At 63.4% G+C, this 15,691-nt stretch carries 10 protein-coding genes; 3 read left to right on the forward strand and 7 right to left on the reverse strand.

Annotated elements, in window-relative coordinates; genetic code table 11:
* Nucleotides 1–28: 28 nt before the first annotated feature.
* Complete coding sequence (edd, locus tag NKI20_RS14155; protein WP_352831349.1) at nucleotides 29–1,852, forward strand: phosphogluconate dehydratase; 1,824 nt, start codon at nucleotides 29–31, stop codon at nucleotides 1,850–1,852.
* A gap of 74 nt (nucleotides 1,853–1,926) precedes the next feature.
* Here the strand turns inward: edd and NKI20_RS14160 are convergent, their stop codons facing one another.
* From NKI20_RS14160 to NKI20_RS14175, 4 genes are all read right to left on the reverse strand, one after another.
* Entirely contained in the window at nucleotides 1,927–3,585 is a 1,659-nt protein-coding gene (locus NKI20_RS14160; RefSeq protein WP_352831351.1) for a vWA domain-containing protein, read from the reverse strand.
* A 322-nt stretch (nucleotides 3,586–3,907) separates the two neighbouring features.
* A complete protein-coding gene (locus tag NKI20_RS14165; RefSeq protein WP_013530232.1) occupies nucleotides 3,908–4,870 on the reverse strand; it encodes a GlxA family transcriptional regulator in 963 nt (320 codons plus the stop codon).
* Between the two features lie 55 nt (nucleotides 4,871–4,925).
* Entirely contained in the window at nucleotides 4,926–5,825 is a 900-nt protein-coding gene (gene folD / locus NKI20_RS14170) for a bifunctional methylenetetrahydrofolate dehydrogenase/methenyltetrahydrofolate cyclohydrolase FolD (RefSeq protein WP_352831354.1), read from the reverse strand.
* 180 nt (nucleotides 5,826–6,005) lie between these two features.
* A complete protein-coding gene (locus tag NKI20_RS14175; protein ID WP_352831356.1) occupies nucleotides 6,006–6,890 on the reverse strand; it encodes a hypothetical protein in 885 nt (294 codons plus the stop codon).
* Between the two features lie 263 nt (nucleotides 6,891–7,153).
* Between NKI20_RS14175 and proC the strand changes: the two genes are divergently transcribed.
* Complete coding sequence (gene proC / locus NKI20_RS14180) at nucleotides 7,154–7,969, forward strand: pyrroline-5-carboxylate reductase (protein WP_352831358.1); 816 nt, start codon at nucleotides 7,154–7,156, stop codon at nucleotides 7,967–7,969.
* A 3-nt stretch (nucleotides 7,970–7,972) separates the two neighbouring features.
* Here proC and NKI20_RS14185 read toward each other — a convergent pair whose 3' ends face one another.
* The 3 genes from NKI20_RS14185 to metH all read right to left on the reverse strand — a co-directional run bounded on the left by NKI20_RS14185 (nucleotide 7,973) and on the right by metH (nucleotide 14,682).
* Nucleotides 7,973–9,289 (reverse strand): NAD(P)H-dependent oxidoreductase, encoded by a 1,317-nt coding sequence (locus NKI20_RS14185; protein ID WP_352831360.1) that lies wholly within the window; start codon nucleotides 9,287–9,289, stop codon nucleotides 7,973–7,975.
* Nucleotides 9,290–9,374: 85 nt separating this feature from the next.
* Nucleotides 9,375–10,769 (reverse strand): multicopper oxidase family protein, encoded by a 1,395-nt coding sequence (locus NKI20_RS14190; protein ID WP_352831362.1) that lies wholly within the window; start codon nucleotides 10,767–10,769, stop codon nucleotides 9,375–9,377.
* Nucleotides 10,770–10,872: 103 nt separating this feature from the next.
* Nucleotides 10,873–14,682 carry a methionine synthase gene (gene metH, locus NKI20_RS14195; RefSeq protein ID WP_352831364.1) on the reverse strand — a complete coding sequence of 1,270 codons (3,810 nt, stop codon included), beginning with the start codon at nucleotides 14,680–14,682 and terminating at the stop codon, nucleotides 10,873–10,875.
* A 424-nt stretch (nucleotides 14,683–15,106) separates the two neighbouring features.
* Here metH and NKI20_RS14200 point away from each other — a divergent pair, with 424 nt between their 5' ends.
* A complete protein-coding gene (locus NKI20_RS14200; RefSeq protein WP_352831366.1) occupies nucleotides 15,107–15,496 on the forward strand; it encodes an OsmC family protein in 390 nt (129 codons plus the stop codon).
* The last annotated feature ends 195 nt before the right edge of the window (nucleotides 15,497–15,691 follow it).

The raw sequence follows: 15,691 nt of genomic DNA on the forward strand, positions 1-15,691 counted from the left end.
CGGGACCTCGCCTGAAAGGACCGACACCATGACCGTCAGACGCGACATCGAAGCCATCACCGAACGCATCCGCGAGCGTTCAAAGCCAGGCCGCGAGCGTTATCTTAGCCGCATCGCCGAGGCGTCGAACCGGACCGCCAACCGGGCCGTGCTGTCGTGCGGCAATCTCGCCCACGGCTTTGCGGTGTGCAGTCCCTCGGAAAAGCTGGCGCTGGGTGCGGATAAGGTGCCAAACCTCGGCATCATCACCTCTTATAACGACATGCTGTCGGCGCATCAGCCGTTCGAAACCTTTCCGGCGCTGATCAAGGATGCGGCGCGCGAGGCCGGCGGCATCGCCCAGGTCGCCGGCGGCGTGCCGGCGATGTGCGATGGCGTTACGCAAGGCCAGCCCGGCATGGAGCTGTCGCTGTTTTCGCGCGACGTGATCGCCATGGCCGCAGCGATCGGCCTGTCGCACAACATGTTCGACGCCGCCGTCTATCTCGGCGTCTGCGACAAGATCGTGCCGGGCCTGGTGATCGCCGCACTGACCTTCGGCCATCTGCCGGCGGTGTTCATTCCCGCAGGACCGATGACCACTGGCCTGCCGAACGATGAAAAGGCCAAGGTCCGCCAGCTCTATGCCGAGGGCAAGGCCGGACGCGCCGAACTGCTGGAGGCCGAGTCCAAGTCCTACCATGGGCCGGGCACCTGCACCTTCTACGGCACGGCAAATTCCAACCAAATGCTGATGGAGATCATGGGCCTGCACACGCCGGGCGCTTCCTTCGTCAATCCCGGCACGCCGTTGCGTGACGCCCTGACCCGCGAGGCGACGAAGCGGGCGCTGGCGATCACCGCGCTCGGAAATGCCTATACGCCGGCCGGCCGGATGATCGACGAGCGTTCGATCGTCAACGGCGTCGTCGGCCTGCACGCCACCGGCGGCTCGACCAATCACACCATCCACCTGATCGCCATGGCGGCGGCGGCCGGCATTGCCATCACCTGGCAGGATATTTCCGACCTTTCGGAAGCGGTGCCGCTGCTGGCGCGAGTCTATCCCAACGGTCTTGCCGACGTGAACCATTTCCACGCTGCCGGCGGGCTCGGCTTCCTGATCCGCGAACTGCTCGACGAAGGCATCCTGCACGAGGATGTGCAGACGGTGTGGGGCGAAGGCTTGCGGCCCTACGCGGTCGAGGCAAAGCTCGGCGCTGACGGCAGCGTGGTGCGCGAAGCCTCGCCGCGCAAAAGCGGCGACGAGAAAGTGCTGGCGCCGTTCAGCAAGGCTTTCCAGGCGACCGGCGGCCTCAAGGTGCTGTCGGGCAATCTCGGCCACGCCGTCATCAAGACTTCCGCGGTGAAGCCGGAGCGGCGCATCATCGAGGCGCCGGCCAAGGTTTTCGACAGCCAGCAAGGGTTGAACGAGGCGTTCAAGGCGGGCACGCTGACCGGCGATTTCATCGCCGTCATCCGCTTCCAGGGGCCGAAGGCCAACGGCATGCCGGAACTGCACAAGCTGACCACCGTGCTCGGTATCCTGCAGGACCGCGGCCAGCGCGTGGCGCTGGTCACCGACGGGCGCATGTCGGGCGCCTCCGGCAAGGTGCCGGCGGCGATCCATGTGACGCCGGAAGCAGTCGAGGAAGGGCCTATCGCCAGGATCCACGAAGGCGACATCATCCGGCTCGACGCCGAGGCCGGGACACTTGAGGTTCTGGTGCCGGCCGGCGACTTCGCCTTGCGCCGGACGGCGGATGCCGACCTCATCGGCAATGAATTCGGCTTGGGCCGCGAGCTTTTCGCTGGTTTCCGACAGTTGGTCGGCCGCGCCGACCATGGCGCCAGCGCCTTCGGCACGGCGTGATGGAATCACCGTTCTGTGCATGAAAAGGGCGGCGCTTGGCCGCCCTTTTTGCTACCGGTCAAGTCAAATGGTGGTCACGGCGTAACGGTAATTTCGCTCCGTTCGCCGGCCTTGACCGTCACCGGCATTTCCTTGTCATGGCCTGCATCGGACATGTGGCGGACGACCACATAGTCGCCGGCCGGAACGGTCTGCTGCCAGGTATCGCCATAGTTGAGGCCAAGCGCCTCGCGCTTGCCCTCAATGTCCTTTTTCGGCGACAGGATCTCGATCGAATAGGCACCGGAGGCCGACATCGCCAGGACGCCGGCATCGAGCGGCACCTTGATGTCCGTGATATCTCCGACCTTGACGCTGAACGGCTGCTCGACGACCGCAAGATCGAGCGTGGTGACCGCGACATAATCATCGGGCGGCAGCCAGAACTTGCTGTCGGGTCCATAGGAATGCTCGACACTGTCTCGTGAGCCGTCGATTTTCTTCTTCGCCTTGACGATCTCGAAGCCGAGGCCGGAACTGTCGGCCTTGTCACCGCCGGCGATATAGAAGGCATTGAGCACGATATGGCCGACGCCGACGATGACGTCCTTCTCGATCTTCTGCCCGGCGGCGAGCTGGATGGTTTCGGTGACGCTGCCGGCGCCGATCTGGACCGTGACCTTCTGTTCGCCCGCCGGCACGATGATTTTGGTGTCGCCATAGTGGGTGGTGCTGCCGCCCGGATAAGCGAAATTGAGGCTGGCCGCGTCACTGATGTCGGCGCCCTGGCTCGGCCGCGGATGAATGAGCATGGTGCCTGCGTTCAAAGTGAATAGCGGCTTGTAGGCCTGGCCAGCCTCGATCTTGAGCTTCTTCTCCACCTTGGCCTCATCGTCGCGCGCAACGACGATATAGTCGCCCGGCTCGAGATTGCCTTTGTAGGCGCCATATTCGGTGGTGATGGAATCGCCGCGCGAGCCATCGGCGTTCGCCTTGTAGATCTCCCAGGCGTTAGCGTCGGTGATCGGCTCGCCACCTTCGGCCATCACCACTGTCGGCTGAAAATTGAACTCCGGTTTCGCCGGCTCCGGTGCGGGCGCAGGCGCCGGAGCGGGAGCCGGTTCTTGAGCGGGTGCCGCCACGGTCTCGACAAGGGCTTCCTGGAGCGCCTTCTCGTCGGAGGCCTGGATGTATTTGCCGCCGGTGTTGTCGGCGAGGCAGGCGATCTGCTTGCCTTCGTCGGCGGTGAGGCCGAAGCCAACGACATCGGCTGTGAAGTCGACGCCGGATGCCTCAAGCTCCTTGCCGAGCGCGCAGGGGTCGCCACCGCATGTTTCGAGACCGTCGGTGATGAGCACGACGGTCGCCTTGTCCTCGGTATATTTCAACGCCTCGGCTGCTTGCTTGACCGCAGAGGTCAGGGGCGTCTTGCCGAGGAATTTCAAGCTGTCGGCGGCCGCCGAAATGGCACTGGCCGAACCTGCCTGTGGCGGCACGATCAACTGGATGTCGTCGCAGCTGCCCTTTTCGCGATGGCCATAGGCCATGAAGCCGATTTCGTCGTCGACGGGGACCGATTGAAGCACCGTTCGTAGCGACTCGCGGGCGATTTCGAGCTTGGGCTTGCCGTCGATCTGCGCCCACATCGAGCCGGAGGCGTCGAGGATAACGATGACCTTGTTTGCGGCGAAGCCGAACGTCGTCATCGACAAAAGGAGGATCGCCGCAGCGACGCCCCGTGCAAGTCCCGCCATCGAAATCTCCTCAATCCGCCCCTGATCCGGGCGGCAAGCTATTTGACGCGGCGCCGGGACACAAGTCGGTGCCGGTGCGTAGGGCTCCGAACTCAGCTTAACAAAAGACCTGACGACATCCAGTTCGGCGGTGTCGGCAGTGCCGGTAGTTTTTCACGATAGGAATTTTTTCTTGACTCAGTGCCCTCAGCTATGGTACATATTCGCCCATGGTGCTGATTTGCGCCGGTGACCCGCCGCTCAGGCGGGTTTTTCGTTTGATGCTCCGCCGGCCCGGTGCCGGGGCCGAATACCGAACTTTTCAACGGAAGCGAAAAACCGCTCAGTAGGTCGTGCGGCGCTCTTCCGAGGGCGGCCTGCCGAATTGCAGCCGGTAGCTCTGGGCGAAATAGGAATGCGAGGTGAAGCCGGTCGCGATCGCCACGTCGAGGATCGGCATGTTGGTCTGACGCAGCAGTTCGCGCGCCCGCTCCAGTCGCAACCGCATGTAGTAGCGGCCGGGCGTGACGCTGAGATGGCGCAGGAACAGGCGCTCGACCTGGCGCACCGACAGGCCGGCGGACTTGGCCAGTTGCACGGCCGACAGCGGTTCGTCGAGGTGGTCTGCCATCAGTTCGACGATGCGCCTGAGCTTCTCCGACTTGCCGGTCAGGTCGCGTTCCGGACCGACGCGCTGGCGGTCGCCGGCCGAGCGGATGCGTTCGTGCTGGAACTGGTTGGCGACGCCATTGGCCAAGTTCGAACCGAAATCGCCGCGCACGATCTCCAGCATCAGGTCGATCGAGGTGGTGCCGCCGGCGCAGGTGTAGCGCTTGCGATCGATCTCGAAGACATTGCCGGTGCAGTTGATGTCGGGGAAGCGTTCGACGAAGCCGGCGCGGTTTTCCCAATGGATGGTGCAGCGATAGCCTTCGAGTTGGCCGGCCTCGGCCAGCAGATAGGAGCCGACCGACAAGGCACCAAGTGCATTGCCGCGCCGACCCCAGCTGCGCAGTGCCGCCAGCACCTTGCTCTTGCCGGGAAATTCCGTCGTCAGGCCGACCGAGACGAAGAGGATGTCTACCGGCGGCAGGTCGGCAACGGCGTAGTCGATCTTGAGCGGCAGGCCATTGGAGGCCATCACCGGATCGCCATCGGCCGACACCGTGGTCCAGCCGTAGAAGTCGCGGCCGAGCAACCGGTTCGCCGACCGGAACGTATCGATCGCCGCGGCCAGCGAGAACATGGAGAACTTGTCGACCAGCAGGAAAGCGAACTGCCGACCGCCCTGAACGGGATCAGTCATGACCGGCCGTTCCGGGGGAATAGTGGAGTTCGGCAAAGCTGCGGCTTTCTGGCGGTCAGAAGGACGGCCGTTTCAATCCGGCCGCAAGGTAGGCCGAGGCTAACGTATTGGCCATCAGCATGGCAATGGTCATCGGCCCGACGCCACCGGGAACCGGCGTGATGGCTCCGGCGGCCTTGGCCGCTTCGGCATAGGCGACGTCGCCGACGAGGCGCGACTTGCCCTCGCCCTTCTCTGGTGCGGGAATGCGGTTGATGCCGACATCGACGACGGTGGCGCCAGGCTTCACCCAATCGCCCTTGATCATCTCCGGCCGGCCGACGGCCGCGACCAGAATGTCGGCGGTGCGGGCAAGTGCCGGCAGGTCTTTGGTGCGGCTGTGGGCGATGGTGACGGTGCAATTGGCGGCAAGCAGGAGGTTGGCCATCGGCTTGCCGACGATGTTGGAGCGACCGACGACGACTGCATTTAGGCCGGACAGGTCCTTGCCGCGCACCCGCTCGATCAGCAGCATCGAGCCGGCCGGCGTGCAGGGCACGAAGGCAGTCTCGAGTTCACCAGTGCCGAGCTTGCCGACATTGATGAAATGGAAGCCGTCGACATCCTTTTCCGGCGCGATGGTCTGGATGATCTTGCCGGCATCGATATGGGCCGGCAGCGGAAGCTGCACCAGGATGCCGTTGATGGCCTGATCGGCGTTGAGGTCGCCGATGATCTTCAGCAATGCCGGTTCCGAGGTTTCGGCCGGCAGCGTGTGCTGCACTGAATGAAAGCCGCAATCCTTGGCGGTGCGCGATTTGGAAGCGACATAGACCTGGCTCGCCGGATCCTCGCCGACGATGACCACCGCAAGACCAGGCTTGGCCTTGCCTTTGGCGACAAGCTCGGCCGTCAGGGTCTTGACCGTCCCCACCACGTCTTCGGCAACACTCTTACCATCAATCACTTCGGCCATGGACCACCCTCAACACCAAAATGCCCAAGCGCGTCACTTCGGGAAGCGACGCGCTTTCTGATCTTTAACAGCGTGGCATCTTCACGAAAATTCCCACACGCAATCCCGCCAAAGCGCCGTCCCATGCCGTTTACGCGAAACCGGCATGCTTTTGTACGACACGGCGAAGAATTTTGTGGCTCAGAAGTACCGGCGACGCGCGCGGCTCTCGGTGAGTTCGCGGACCGCTTCACGGAATTCGCGCAGGCTGGCGCGGATTTCCTCGATCGGCGCTTGCGGTTCGACATCCTCCGCGGCCTGCCGCGCCTCTACCGACGGCTGGCGAGGCTGGGATGCCTGCTGCGGCGGGAAGGGCGGCGGCGGAGGCGCAGGGGCAGGCTGAGGCGGATAGGAGGGCTGGCCGGCATTGGGGGCCGACGTAGATTGCGGACGTGGATTGTCCGGCTGCTGTATGTAGGCCAAAGGCTGCGCGTAGGGATAGAGTTGCGGGCCCGAATACGCTCGCGGCGGCACCATTTGCGGAGGCTGAGGCGGCTGCGCCATCTGCGGCGGAAAGGGAGCATGGCCGCCGGGCTGGAAAGGCGGCGGGTAAGCAGCGGGAACTGGCTGCCGAGGCGCAAAGGCCGGCGCCGACTGCGAATAGGGAGAGTACGCCGGATCTTGCGTTGGTTTCGCGTTTTCAGCGGATGCCCAACCGTGGGTATCGAAGGGTTCCTCCGGGACCGGCTTACGGGACACGGCCTTGTGCAGCCACGACAGTAACGCTCGGATCCGGCCGGGCTGTGTCTGTGCCTGTGGCGTGGTTTGCGCATGGTTCATCGACGAGGCCGACTCGTGGCCAGCCTGATACCCGCCTGTTGCAGGCGACAGCTTCGGGTTCGTTGGCGTTTCGCGTTGTGAACGGGCGAGACGATGACGCGTGGCGGCATCCTCGCGCCATGACGGGTCCGCCCGGTCTCCGATCGAGACCAGGGATGCATCGGGTTCGTCGCCACGCACAGCCTGGCCAAGCGCCAGCAACGAGCGCTCGCGCTTCCAGTCTTCGCGGTTTTCCCTGTCGACCATCGTCTGGAACTCTACTCCTTGGCGACCTGCGAACGCGATTGGCCATTCGTTAAGCCACGCTAAACAGGCATGGAAAACAAAAAGTTAATTTTTCGCGCCGACGGAGCGGTCTCCCTCTGTAGTTGCATCTATTTGCAAAACACGCTGCGGCCGATGGCATTGCATGATCCCGATCGCAGCACGCGATCTGCCGTTCGTCCTGACGGGGGCTTCCCCACGGAACAGCCAGCGTCTATGTGAAGGCCTTGCTTCGGAGGCTTTCGATGACGATCAGGCTTGTTCTCGCCGGCTGCGGCAATATGGGCTACGCCATGCTCTCGGGCTGGCTGAAATCCGGCAAGGTTGCGCCGTCGGCGGTTTTCGTGGTCGAGCCCAATGCCGATCTGCGCAATCGCGCGGCAACGCTAGGCTGCGCCACATCAGCCGATCCGGGCAGCATTCCAGCCGATGCCGTGCCCGATCTGGTCGTCATTGCGGTGAAGCCGCAGGTGATCCGCGATGTTACCGCCGCCTATAAACGCTTCGCCGATGGCCGCACCACCTACGTCAGCATCGCCGCCGGCACGCCTGCCGCCACCTTTGAAGAAATCCTCGGCAACCGTGCACCGGTCGTGCGCTGCATGCCCAACACGCCCGCGGCGATCGGCAAGGGCATGATGGTGGTGTTTTCCAATCCCCTGGTTTCCGACGACACCAAGCGTTTCGTCGCCGACCTTTTGTCGGCGAGCGGCGAAGTGACCACCATCGACGACGAGGGCCTGATGGACGCGGTGACCGCCGTGTCGGGATCGGGCCCGGCCTATATCTTCCATTTCATCGAGGCGCTGACCGTGGCGGCCGAGAAGGCCGGACTGCCGACAGCGACCGCCAAGCTGCTCGCCATGCAGACCGTCTACGGCGCCGCCTCGCTCGCCGCCGAAAGCGGTGAGGAGCCGGGCGTGCTGCGCCAGCAGGTCACCAGCCCCAAGGGGACGACGGCCGCGGCGCTGGAGGTGCTGATGGGCGAGGACCGGCTGACCAGTCTGCTGACGCAGGCGGTGGAGGCTGCGCGGTTGCGGTCGATCGAGCTGGGCAAATAGAGCTCAGTTCGCCCCGTAGAGCATCTCGTCCTGCAGCCGACGCAAAGCGAACAGCCTCGTCGTCTGGTCGGGTACGGCATTATCCGCGGTCAGCAATTCGCCTTTCCTGACCGGCTTCAGCACCTTGCCGCCCTCGAGCAGGCCGACCGGCACGGCGCGCTGGGCGCGGGCGTCGTCGACGGTCATGGTCCAGGAGCGGTAGCAAGTCTCGCCGATCGCATCGATCGTCTCGCCGGCGGCGAGGTCACGCTTGGCGACGGCACACACCTCGGCGACCGGCCGCGGCAGCGGCACCATGTCGGGCTTGCCGAAAAGCATGATGCGGGCGGCGGTCAGCGGCACCTCCAGCGAAGTCAGATGATACGGCCGGAACAGGCTGTAATATGGGCCGTGGCCGATATGCAGATCATCCATGCGCTCGATGATGCGCGGATGCGTCGCCTCGACGATGACGAAGACGCCGGGCGCGACGCCCTTGCCGACCGTGTAGTCGACAACGCCCTTCTTCAGCAACAGACCGCCATCCTCGCGCGGAATGAGCACCTTGGCGAGGTCGTCGCGGTCGGCCTTCGGGCCATGCATGCCGGGCACATCGGGCACCAGCCCGGTGGCGTTGGCGATGGCGCACATCTCGACCATGGTCTTGGAACCGTCGACGAACTCGACCAGCATGCGCGGGTTCATGTTGCGGCGGATCGCTTCCTCGCGGTAGTCATCCGGCACGGCATCGTGGTTGAGGGGGTTGTTCTTGCCCTTGCCGGCCGAGGCGATGGTTAGGCCGAGCGCCGACGCAAACTCGATCAGCTCCATGCAGCTCGACGGCTCGTCGCCGGCGCCCACTGAATAGACGACGCCAAGCCGGTCGGCTTGCTGCTTGAGATAGCAGCCGATGGTGACGTCGGCCTCAACGTTCATCATCACCAGATGCTTGCCGTGTTCCATCGCCATCAGGTCGAAATCGGCGGCGACACCCGGCTTGCCGGTGGCGTCGATGACGACATCGATCAACGGATTGGTGACCAGCATCTCGTTCGAAGTGATGGCGATCTTGCCGTTCTCGATCGCCGCGGTGACTTTCGACGCGGTTTCGGCTTCGACCGCCATCGCCTCGTCGCCATAGGCAATGCGGATGGCATCGCGTGCGGTGTGCGGGCGGCGTGTCGAGACCGCGCAGACCGAAATGCCCGGCATCAGCATGCCTTGCGTGACCAGATCGGTGCCCATTTCGCCCGAACCGATGACGCCGATACGCACCGGGCGGCCTTCGGCGGAACGCCTGGCGAGATCACGGGCAAGGCCGGTCAGGGCGACATTGGTCATGCAGGAATGTCCCATGGTTCTTGAGTTGGACGCGGCAATAGCAGGGAACCGCCCTCTTTTGCCAACGAAACCCTCGGCCGCGGCTTCAGACCACCCTGACGTAGCTCGTCATTCCCGATTTCTGGTGCTCGATGATGTGGCAGTGCAGCAGCCAGTCGCCCGGATTGTCGGCAACGAAGCCGAGCTGGACCTTCTCGTTGGGCTGGATGAGATACGTATCGGAAATCAGGGGCTGAACCTGGCGCGTCGAGGATGACAGCACTTTGAAGCTCATCCCGTGCAAATGCATCGGATGGGATTGCGGCGTCAGATTTTCCATGTCGATGACATAGCTCCCGCCGAGCTTCAATTCGGCCAACGGCGCAGTCGGATCCGGCGCATCGCCCGGCCAAGGCACCTTGTTGATGGCCCAGAAACTGTAGCCAAGCGAACCGCAGATCCCGTCGCTCGGGACGTTTTCCGCAGTGGCGCTCAGAGCCAGGGAAATATGCTTGGCGCTGGTGAGATCCACTTCCGCCACCGGATTGAGTTCCAGGGGTGCAACATCGCTGATATCACGCTTGAGCGAGCTTCCGGTCGCGCGCAGGGTCGCAAGCACCTTGGGCTTGGTGCCCCTGACGTCTCTCAAGCTGACGATCGCACCCTCGCCATCGGGCATACGGATGGCCAGTTCCAAGCGTTGACCAGGTCCAAGCAGCAAGGCATCGGGGGAAAAACGCTGCTGCACCGGATTGCCGTCCAGTGCGATGACTGTCGCCTCGGCGCCGTCGACGCGAAAAGCATAGATGCGCGTGACGTCGGTGATGGCGATCCTGAGCCGCACCAGCCCTCCGGCCGGCGCGTCATATTGCGGCTGGTCGAGCCAGTTGGCGGTGCGCACCGTGCCATAGGTGCCGGTTCTTGCGGCATCGCGCGGCCGGAACTGGTCGATGAACTGGCCGTCGTCACCGAGGCGCCAGTCGCGCAGATTGAGGACGACCTCGGCATCGAATTTCGGATCGTTCGGATTCTCGACCACGATGACGCCTGTGAGGCCGTGGCCCATCTGCTCCAACGTGTTGCAATGCGGGTGATACCAGAAGGTGCCGGCGTCGGGCGGCGTGAAGGCGTAGTCGAAATGATCGCCGGTGTAGACATAAGGCTGAACCAGAAACGGGACGCCGTCCATCTTATTGGGCACGCGAATGCCATGCCAATGAATCGTCGTCGGATCGTCGATCGCGTTGACAAGACGGGCGGCGAAGGGCTCGCCCTTTTTCATTCTGAGCACGGGCGGCATTCCGGCATTGCCGTAGGTCAGCACGTCCCTGGTCTGGCCGACATCCATCAGCTTCGCGTGGGTCTTTGCCGTCTGCAAGACCACCGGCTCAGGCGTGGCAGCCGCCCAGCCGCCAAGCCGACCCATGGCCGAAAGCCCGATCCCGCCCGCGCCGGCAACCGCAGCCGTTTTCAAAAGCCTGCGGCGTGTGATTAGGGTCATTCGGCGCTCCAACTGCAAAGGCGACTGCCCGCGAAGGTGTAACCGTCACGCCATGGATCACAAGCCGGCAACCAGTGCAAATTCTATTGAAGGCATGCCGCCGCTATTCAGCCGCCTCGGCATAGTGTGCCGGCACGTAGTTGAGGATGGGGCCGAGCCAGCGCTCGACCTCCGCCAACGGCATCGCCTTGCGGCGCGCATAATCCTCGACCTGGTCGCGTTCAACCTTGGCGACGCCGAAATAGTAGCTTTCGGGGTGCGACAGATAGATGCCTGACACGGACGAGCCCGGCCACATCGCATAGCTTTCGGTCAGGCTCACGCCCGCATTGCCTTCGCCGTCAAGCAGCCGGAACAGCGTGGCCTTTTCGGTGTGGTCGGGTTGCGCCGGATAGCCGGGCGCCGGGCGGATGCCGCGATAGGGTTCGCCGATCAGCTCGTCAGGCGCCAACGATTCCTCTGGCGCGTAGCCCCAGAACTCCTTGCGCACTTTCTCATGCATGCGCTCTGCAAAGGCCTCGGCGAAACGGTCGGCCAGCGCCTTGACCATGATCGACGAATAATCGTCATTGGCGCGCTCGAAACGCTCCGCGATCGCCACCTCCTCGATGCCGGCGGTGACGATGAAGCCTCCGATATAGTCAGGCTTGCCGCTGTCCAATGGCGCGACGAAATCCGACAATGCGACATTGGCCTTGCCGTCGCGCTTGGTCAGTTGCTGGCGCAGGGTGAAGAAGGTCGCCAGTTCCTTTGAGCGCTTGTCATCCGTGAACAGCCTGATGTCATCGCCGACGGTGTTGGCCGGCCAGAAGCCGATGACGCCGCGTGGCGCAAACCATTTTTCGGCGATGATCTTTTTCAGCATCGCCTGCGCATCCTCGAACAACTGGCGCGCGGCGGGTCCTTGCGCTTCGTCTTCGAGGATTTTTGGATAGCGCCCCTTCAGCTCCCAGGTCTGGAAGAACGGCGTCCAGTCGATGTAGCGCGCGAGCTCGGTCAGGTCCCAATTCTCGAAGACCTTCACGCCTGTGAAGGACGGCTTCGGCGGCTCATATTCAGACCAATCGAGCCGATGCGCATTGGCCCTCGCCTTGGCCAGCGGCAGCCGCTGCTTGTCGGCTTCGGAGCGGGCATGCGCGTCGGCGACCCTCTTGTATTCGGCGCGCACCGTGTCGACGTAGCCGCCCCTGGTCTCGTTCGACAGCAAGGCTGAGACCACGCCGACCGCCCGGCTGGCGTCGGTGACATAGACCGCTTGTCCCTTGGTGTAGCGCGGGTGGATCTTCACCGCCGTGTGCACGCGGCTGGTCGTCGCGCCGCCGATCAGCAGCGGGATGTCGAAGCCTTCGCGCTCCATCTCGGCGGCCATATGCGCCATTTCATCGAGCGATGGCGTGATCAGGCCTGACAGTCCGATGATGTCGACTTGTCTCTCGCGCGCCGTCTGCAGGATCTTTGCCGCCGGCACCATGACGCCGAGATCGATGATCTCGTAATTGTTGCAGGCCAGAACCACGCCGACGATGTTCTTGCCGATATCGTGGACATCGCCCTTCACCGTCGCCATCAGGATTTTTCCTGCTGTCTGGCGCTCGCCATTGTCGATGCCATTGGCGGCGTTGGCCAGCTTCTCGGCTTCCATGTGCGGCAGCAGTCCCGCGACGGCCTGTTTCATTACCCGCGCGGACTTCACCACTTGCGGCAGGAACATCTTTCCCGCGCCGAACAGGTCGCCGACAACGTTCATGCCGGCCATCAGCGGGCCCTCGATGACGTGCAGCGGGCGTTCCGCGGCCAGACGCGCTTCCTCGGTGTCGGCGTCGATGAATTCAGTGATGCCGTTGACCAGCGCGTGGCTGATCCGCTGTTCGACCGGCAGTTCGCGCCAGGCAAGATCGCGCTCCTTGGCATCTTGGCCCGCCGCGCCCTTGAAGCGTTCGGCTATCTCCAGCATGCGTTCAGTGGCGGTGCCGCCGGCCTTGGGCACACGGTTGAGCACGACATCCTCGCAGGCCTCGCGCAGCGCCGGCTCGATCGTGTCGTAGACGGCGAGCTGGCCGGCGTTGACGATCCCCATATCCATGCCGCGCTGGATGGCGTGGTAGAGGAACACGGCATGCATGGCCTCGCGCACCGGCTCATTGCCGCGGAACGAGAACGACAGGTTCGACACGCCGCCGGAAATGTGGACATGCGGCAGCGCCCCGGTGATCTCGCCCGCCGCCTCGATGAAGTCGACGCCGTAATTGTCGTGCTCCTCGATGCCGGTGGCAATGGCGAAGACATTGGGATCGAAGACGATATCCTCGGGCGGGAAGCCGGCCTGTTCGGTCAAAAGCTTGTAGGCGCGGGTGCAGATTTCGACCTTGCGCGCCTTGGTGTCGGCCTGGCCGTCTTCGTCGAAGGCCATGACCACCACGGCGGCGCCATAAGCGCGCACCAGCCTGGCGTGATGCAGGAATGCCACCTCGCCTTCCTTCATCGAGATAGAGTTGACAAGCGGCTTGCCCTGCACGCATTTCAGGCCGGCCTCGATGATCTCCCATTTCGAACTGTCGACCATCACCGGGACACGGGCGATGTCGGGTTCGGCGGCGACCAGGTTGAGATACTCCACCATCGCCTTCTTCGAATCGATCAGGCCTTCGTCCATGTTGATGTCGATGATCTGCGCGCCATTGGCGACCTGGTCGCGCGCCACGTCGAGCGCGGCGACATAGTCACCCGCCGTGATCAGCTTCCTGAACTTGGCTGAGCCAGTGACATTGGTGCGCTCGCCGACATTGACGAAGGGAATTTCGTCGGTGAGCGTGAACGGTTCCAACCCGGAAAGGCGCATCTTGCGCTCGATGTCGGGAATGGGGCGCGGCGGATACTTCCGTACCGCCTCTGCAATGGCGCGGATGTGCTCAGGCGTCGAGCCGCAGCAGCCGCCGACGACATTGACCAGTCCCTCGCGAGCGAAATCCTCGATCTGCGCGGCCATGAATTCGGGGCTCTCGTCATAACGGCCGAATTCGTTGGGCAGACCGGCGTTCGGATAGGCGCAGGTGAAGGTGTTGGCGACGCCTGATATTTCGGCCAGATGGGCGCGCATGGCCTTGGCGCCGAGCGCGCAGTTGAGGCCGATGGTGAACGGGCTGGCATGACGCACCGAATGCCAGAAGGCGGTCGGCGTCTGGCCCGACAGCGTGCGGCCGGACAGGTCTGTGATGGTGCCCGAAATCATCACCGGCAGGCGCACGCCCTTCTCGATGAAGATCTCATCCGCAGCAAAGATCGCCGCCTTCGCGTTCAGCGTATCGAAGATGGTCTCGATCAGAATGATGTCGGCGCCACCGTCGATCAGGCCGCGCAGCTGCTCGCCATAGGCAAGACGCAATTCGTCGAAGGTCACGGCGCGATAGCCGGGATTGTTGACATCAGGCGACATCGAAGCGGTGCGATTGGTTGGCCCGAGGGCACCGGCGACGAAGCGGCGCTTGCCATCCTGCTGCTGTGCTCTCAACGCGGCGCGCCGCACCAGCCGCGCTCCGTCGCGATTCAGCGCGTAGACGGCATCCTCCATGCCGTAATCGGCCTGGGCGATCGACGTCGAGGAGAAGGTGTTGGTTTCCAGGATATCCGCGCCTGCGATGGCGTATTGATAGTGGATTTCCTCGATCGCTTGCGGCTGTGTCAGGATCAGAAGATCATTGTTGCCTTGCTGGTGGCAGGCGCAGCCGGCGAAGGCTTCGCCGCGAAACTGGTCTTCATCGAAACCCAGGCCCTGGATCTGCGTGCCCATGGCACCGTCAAGGATGAGGATGCGTTCGCGCGCCGCCGCCGTGAGCGCCGCAAGCACCTCCGACCCGTCGGGCTTTGCCGCGACGGGGCCGAACAATGCGTTCAGCGATGCAGAATTCTGCGACATTTTTTATCCCCCTGGCGACAAGCCTGTTCGTGTCACATAAGGATATCTTTATGTCAATATACGGCAGACGCTCATCATTGTCACGCGCTGTTGCAAGCGCTGGCTTCCCAGCGTTCCGTCAGCGCAGGGACGAGGAGAAGGTCAGACAAGCATTCCGTCCGGGCGATGGATTGGTTTGGCATGACAATGGGATGTGCCTGTTGCGCGGCACGAACGAGCTTGGTTTCACGGACCCCGCTTCGGGCCGGTCGTTGCGGAGCTGAAGTGGCGCCGCGCTGCACGCTGACGGATCTGGGAGCGATGGTCGAGGATGATAACCCAATTCGGGCCCGCTCAAAGCTCATTGGTGATCTGGTGCCGAACACGGATCGTGACGAAGCCTGCCCGCTACCGCTTCGACCGGCAGTCAAGCGATCCTTATACAATGCCGCTGCTGGAGCGACCCGCGAGCCTCAAGGACAATTCGCCGGCCGCAGTCTTTCCCTGGGAGCAGATCTTTGCCGCGGCGGCGGTGTGTGCCGGCTCGGACTATCCGATGCTGGCAGCGCATGCGGGGGTCGATCTGCGTTCAGTCGATTTTGTCGCGGAAGGCGTGTTCGACCCGCGTGGCGAGTTCGACGGACTTGATGGGCTCACGGCGCCCAGGGACGCCCGGCATTGCTATGTGTCCCTGCATCTCTGCGCGACCGTGTGTTCTTCGGCGCCGCGGGCCGACCTGGAGAAAATTCATGAGCGCGCGATCTCGCACAACATGGTGCTTGGGGCACTCAGAGGAATTCCCATGACCAGCGAATTGGTGATTCAGCAGGCGTGATCCTGTCGCAGAACTCGCCCGGTCTGATGGGTCGGACAGACTTTTGTCCCAAACATTCCTGACCTGTTGGGGCAGCTCGGCTGTCGCACTGTTCTCCATTCAGTGCATGTTTCAGTGCATGTTCCCACGACGACACTGCCGGGAGGTGGCAGGCATTTTAGCGCAGGCTAACGGAACAAGTTGCCGCTTCTGAAG

The organism is Mesorhizobium sp. M0830, from assembly GCF_040319965.1.
In the GTDB taxonomy this organism is placed as follows: domain Bacteria; phylum Pseudomonadota; class Alphaproteobacteria; order Rhizobiales; family Rhizobiaceae; genus Mesorhizobium.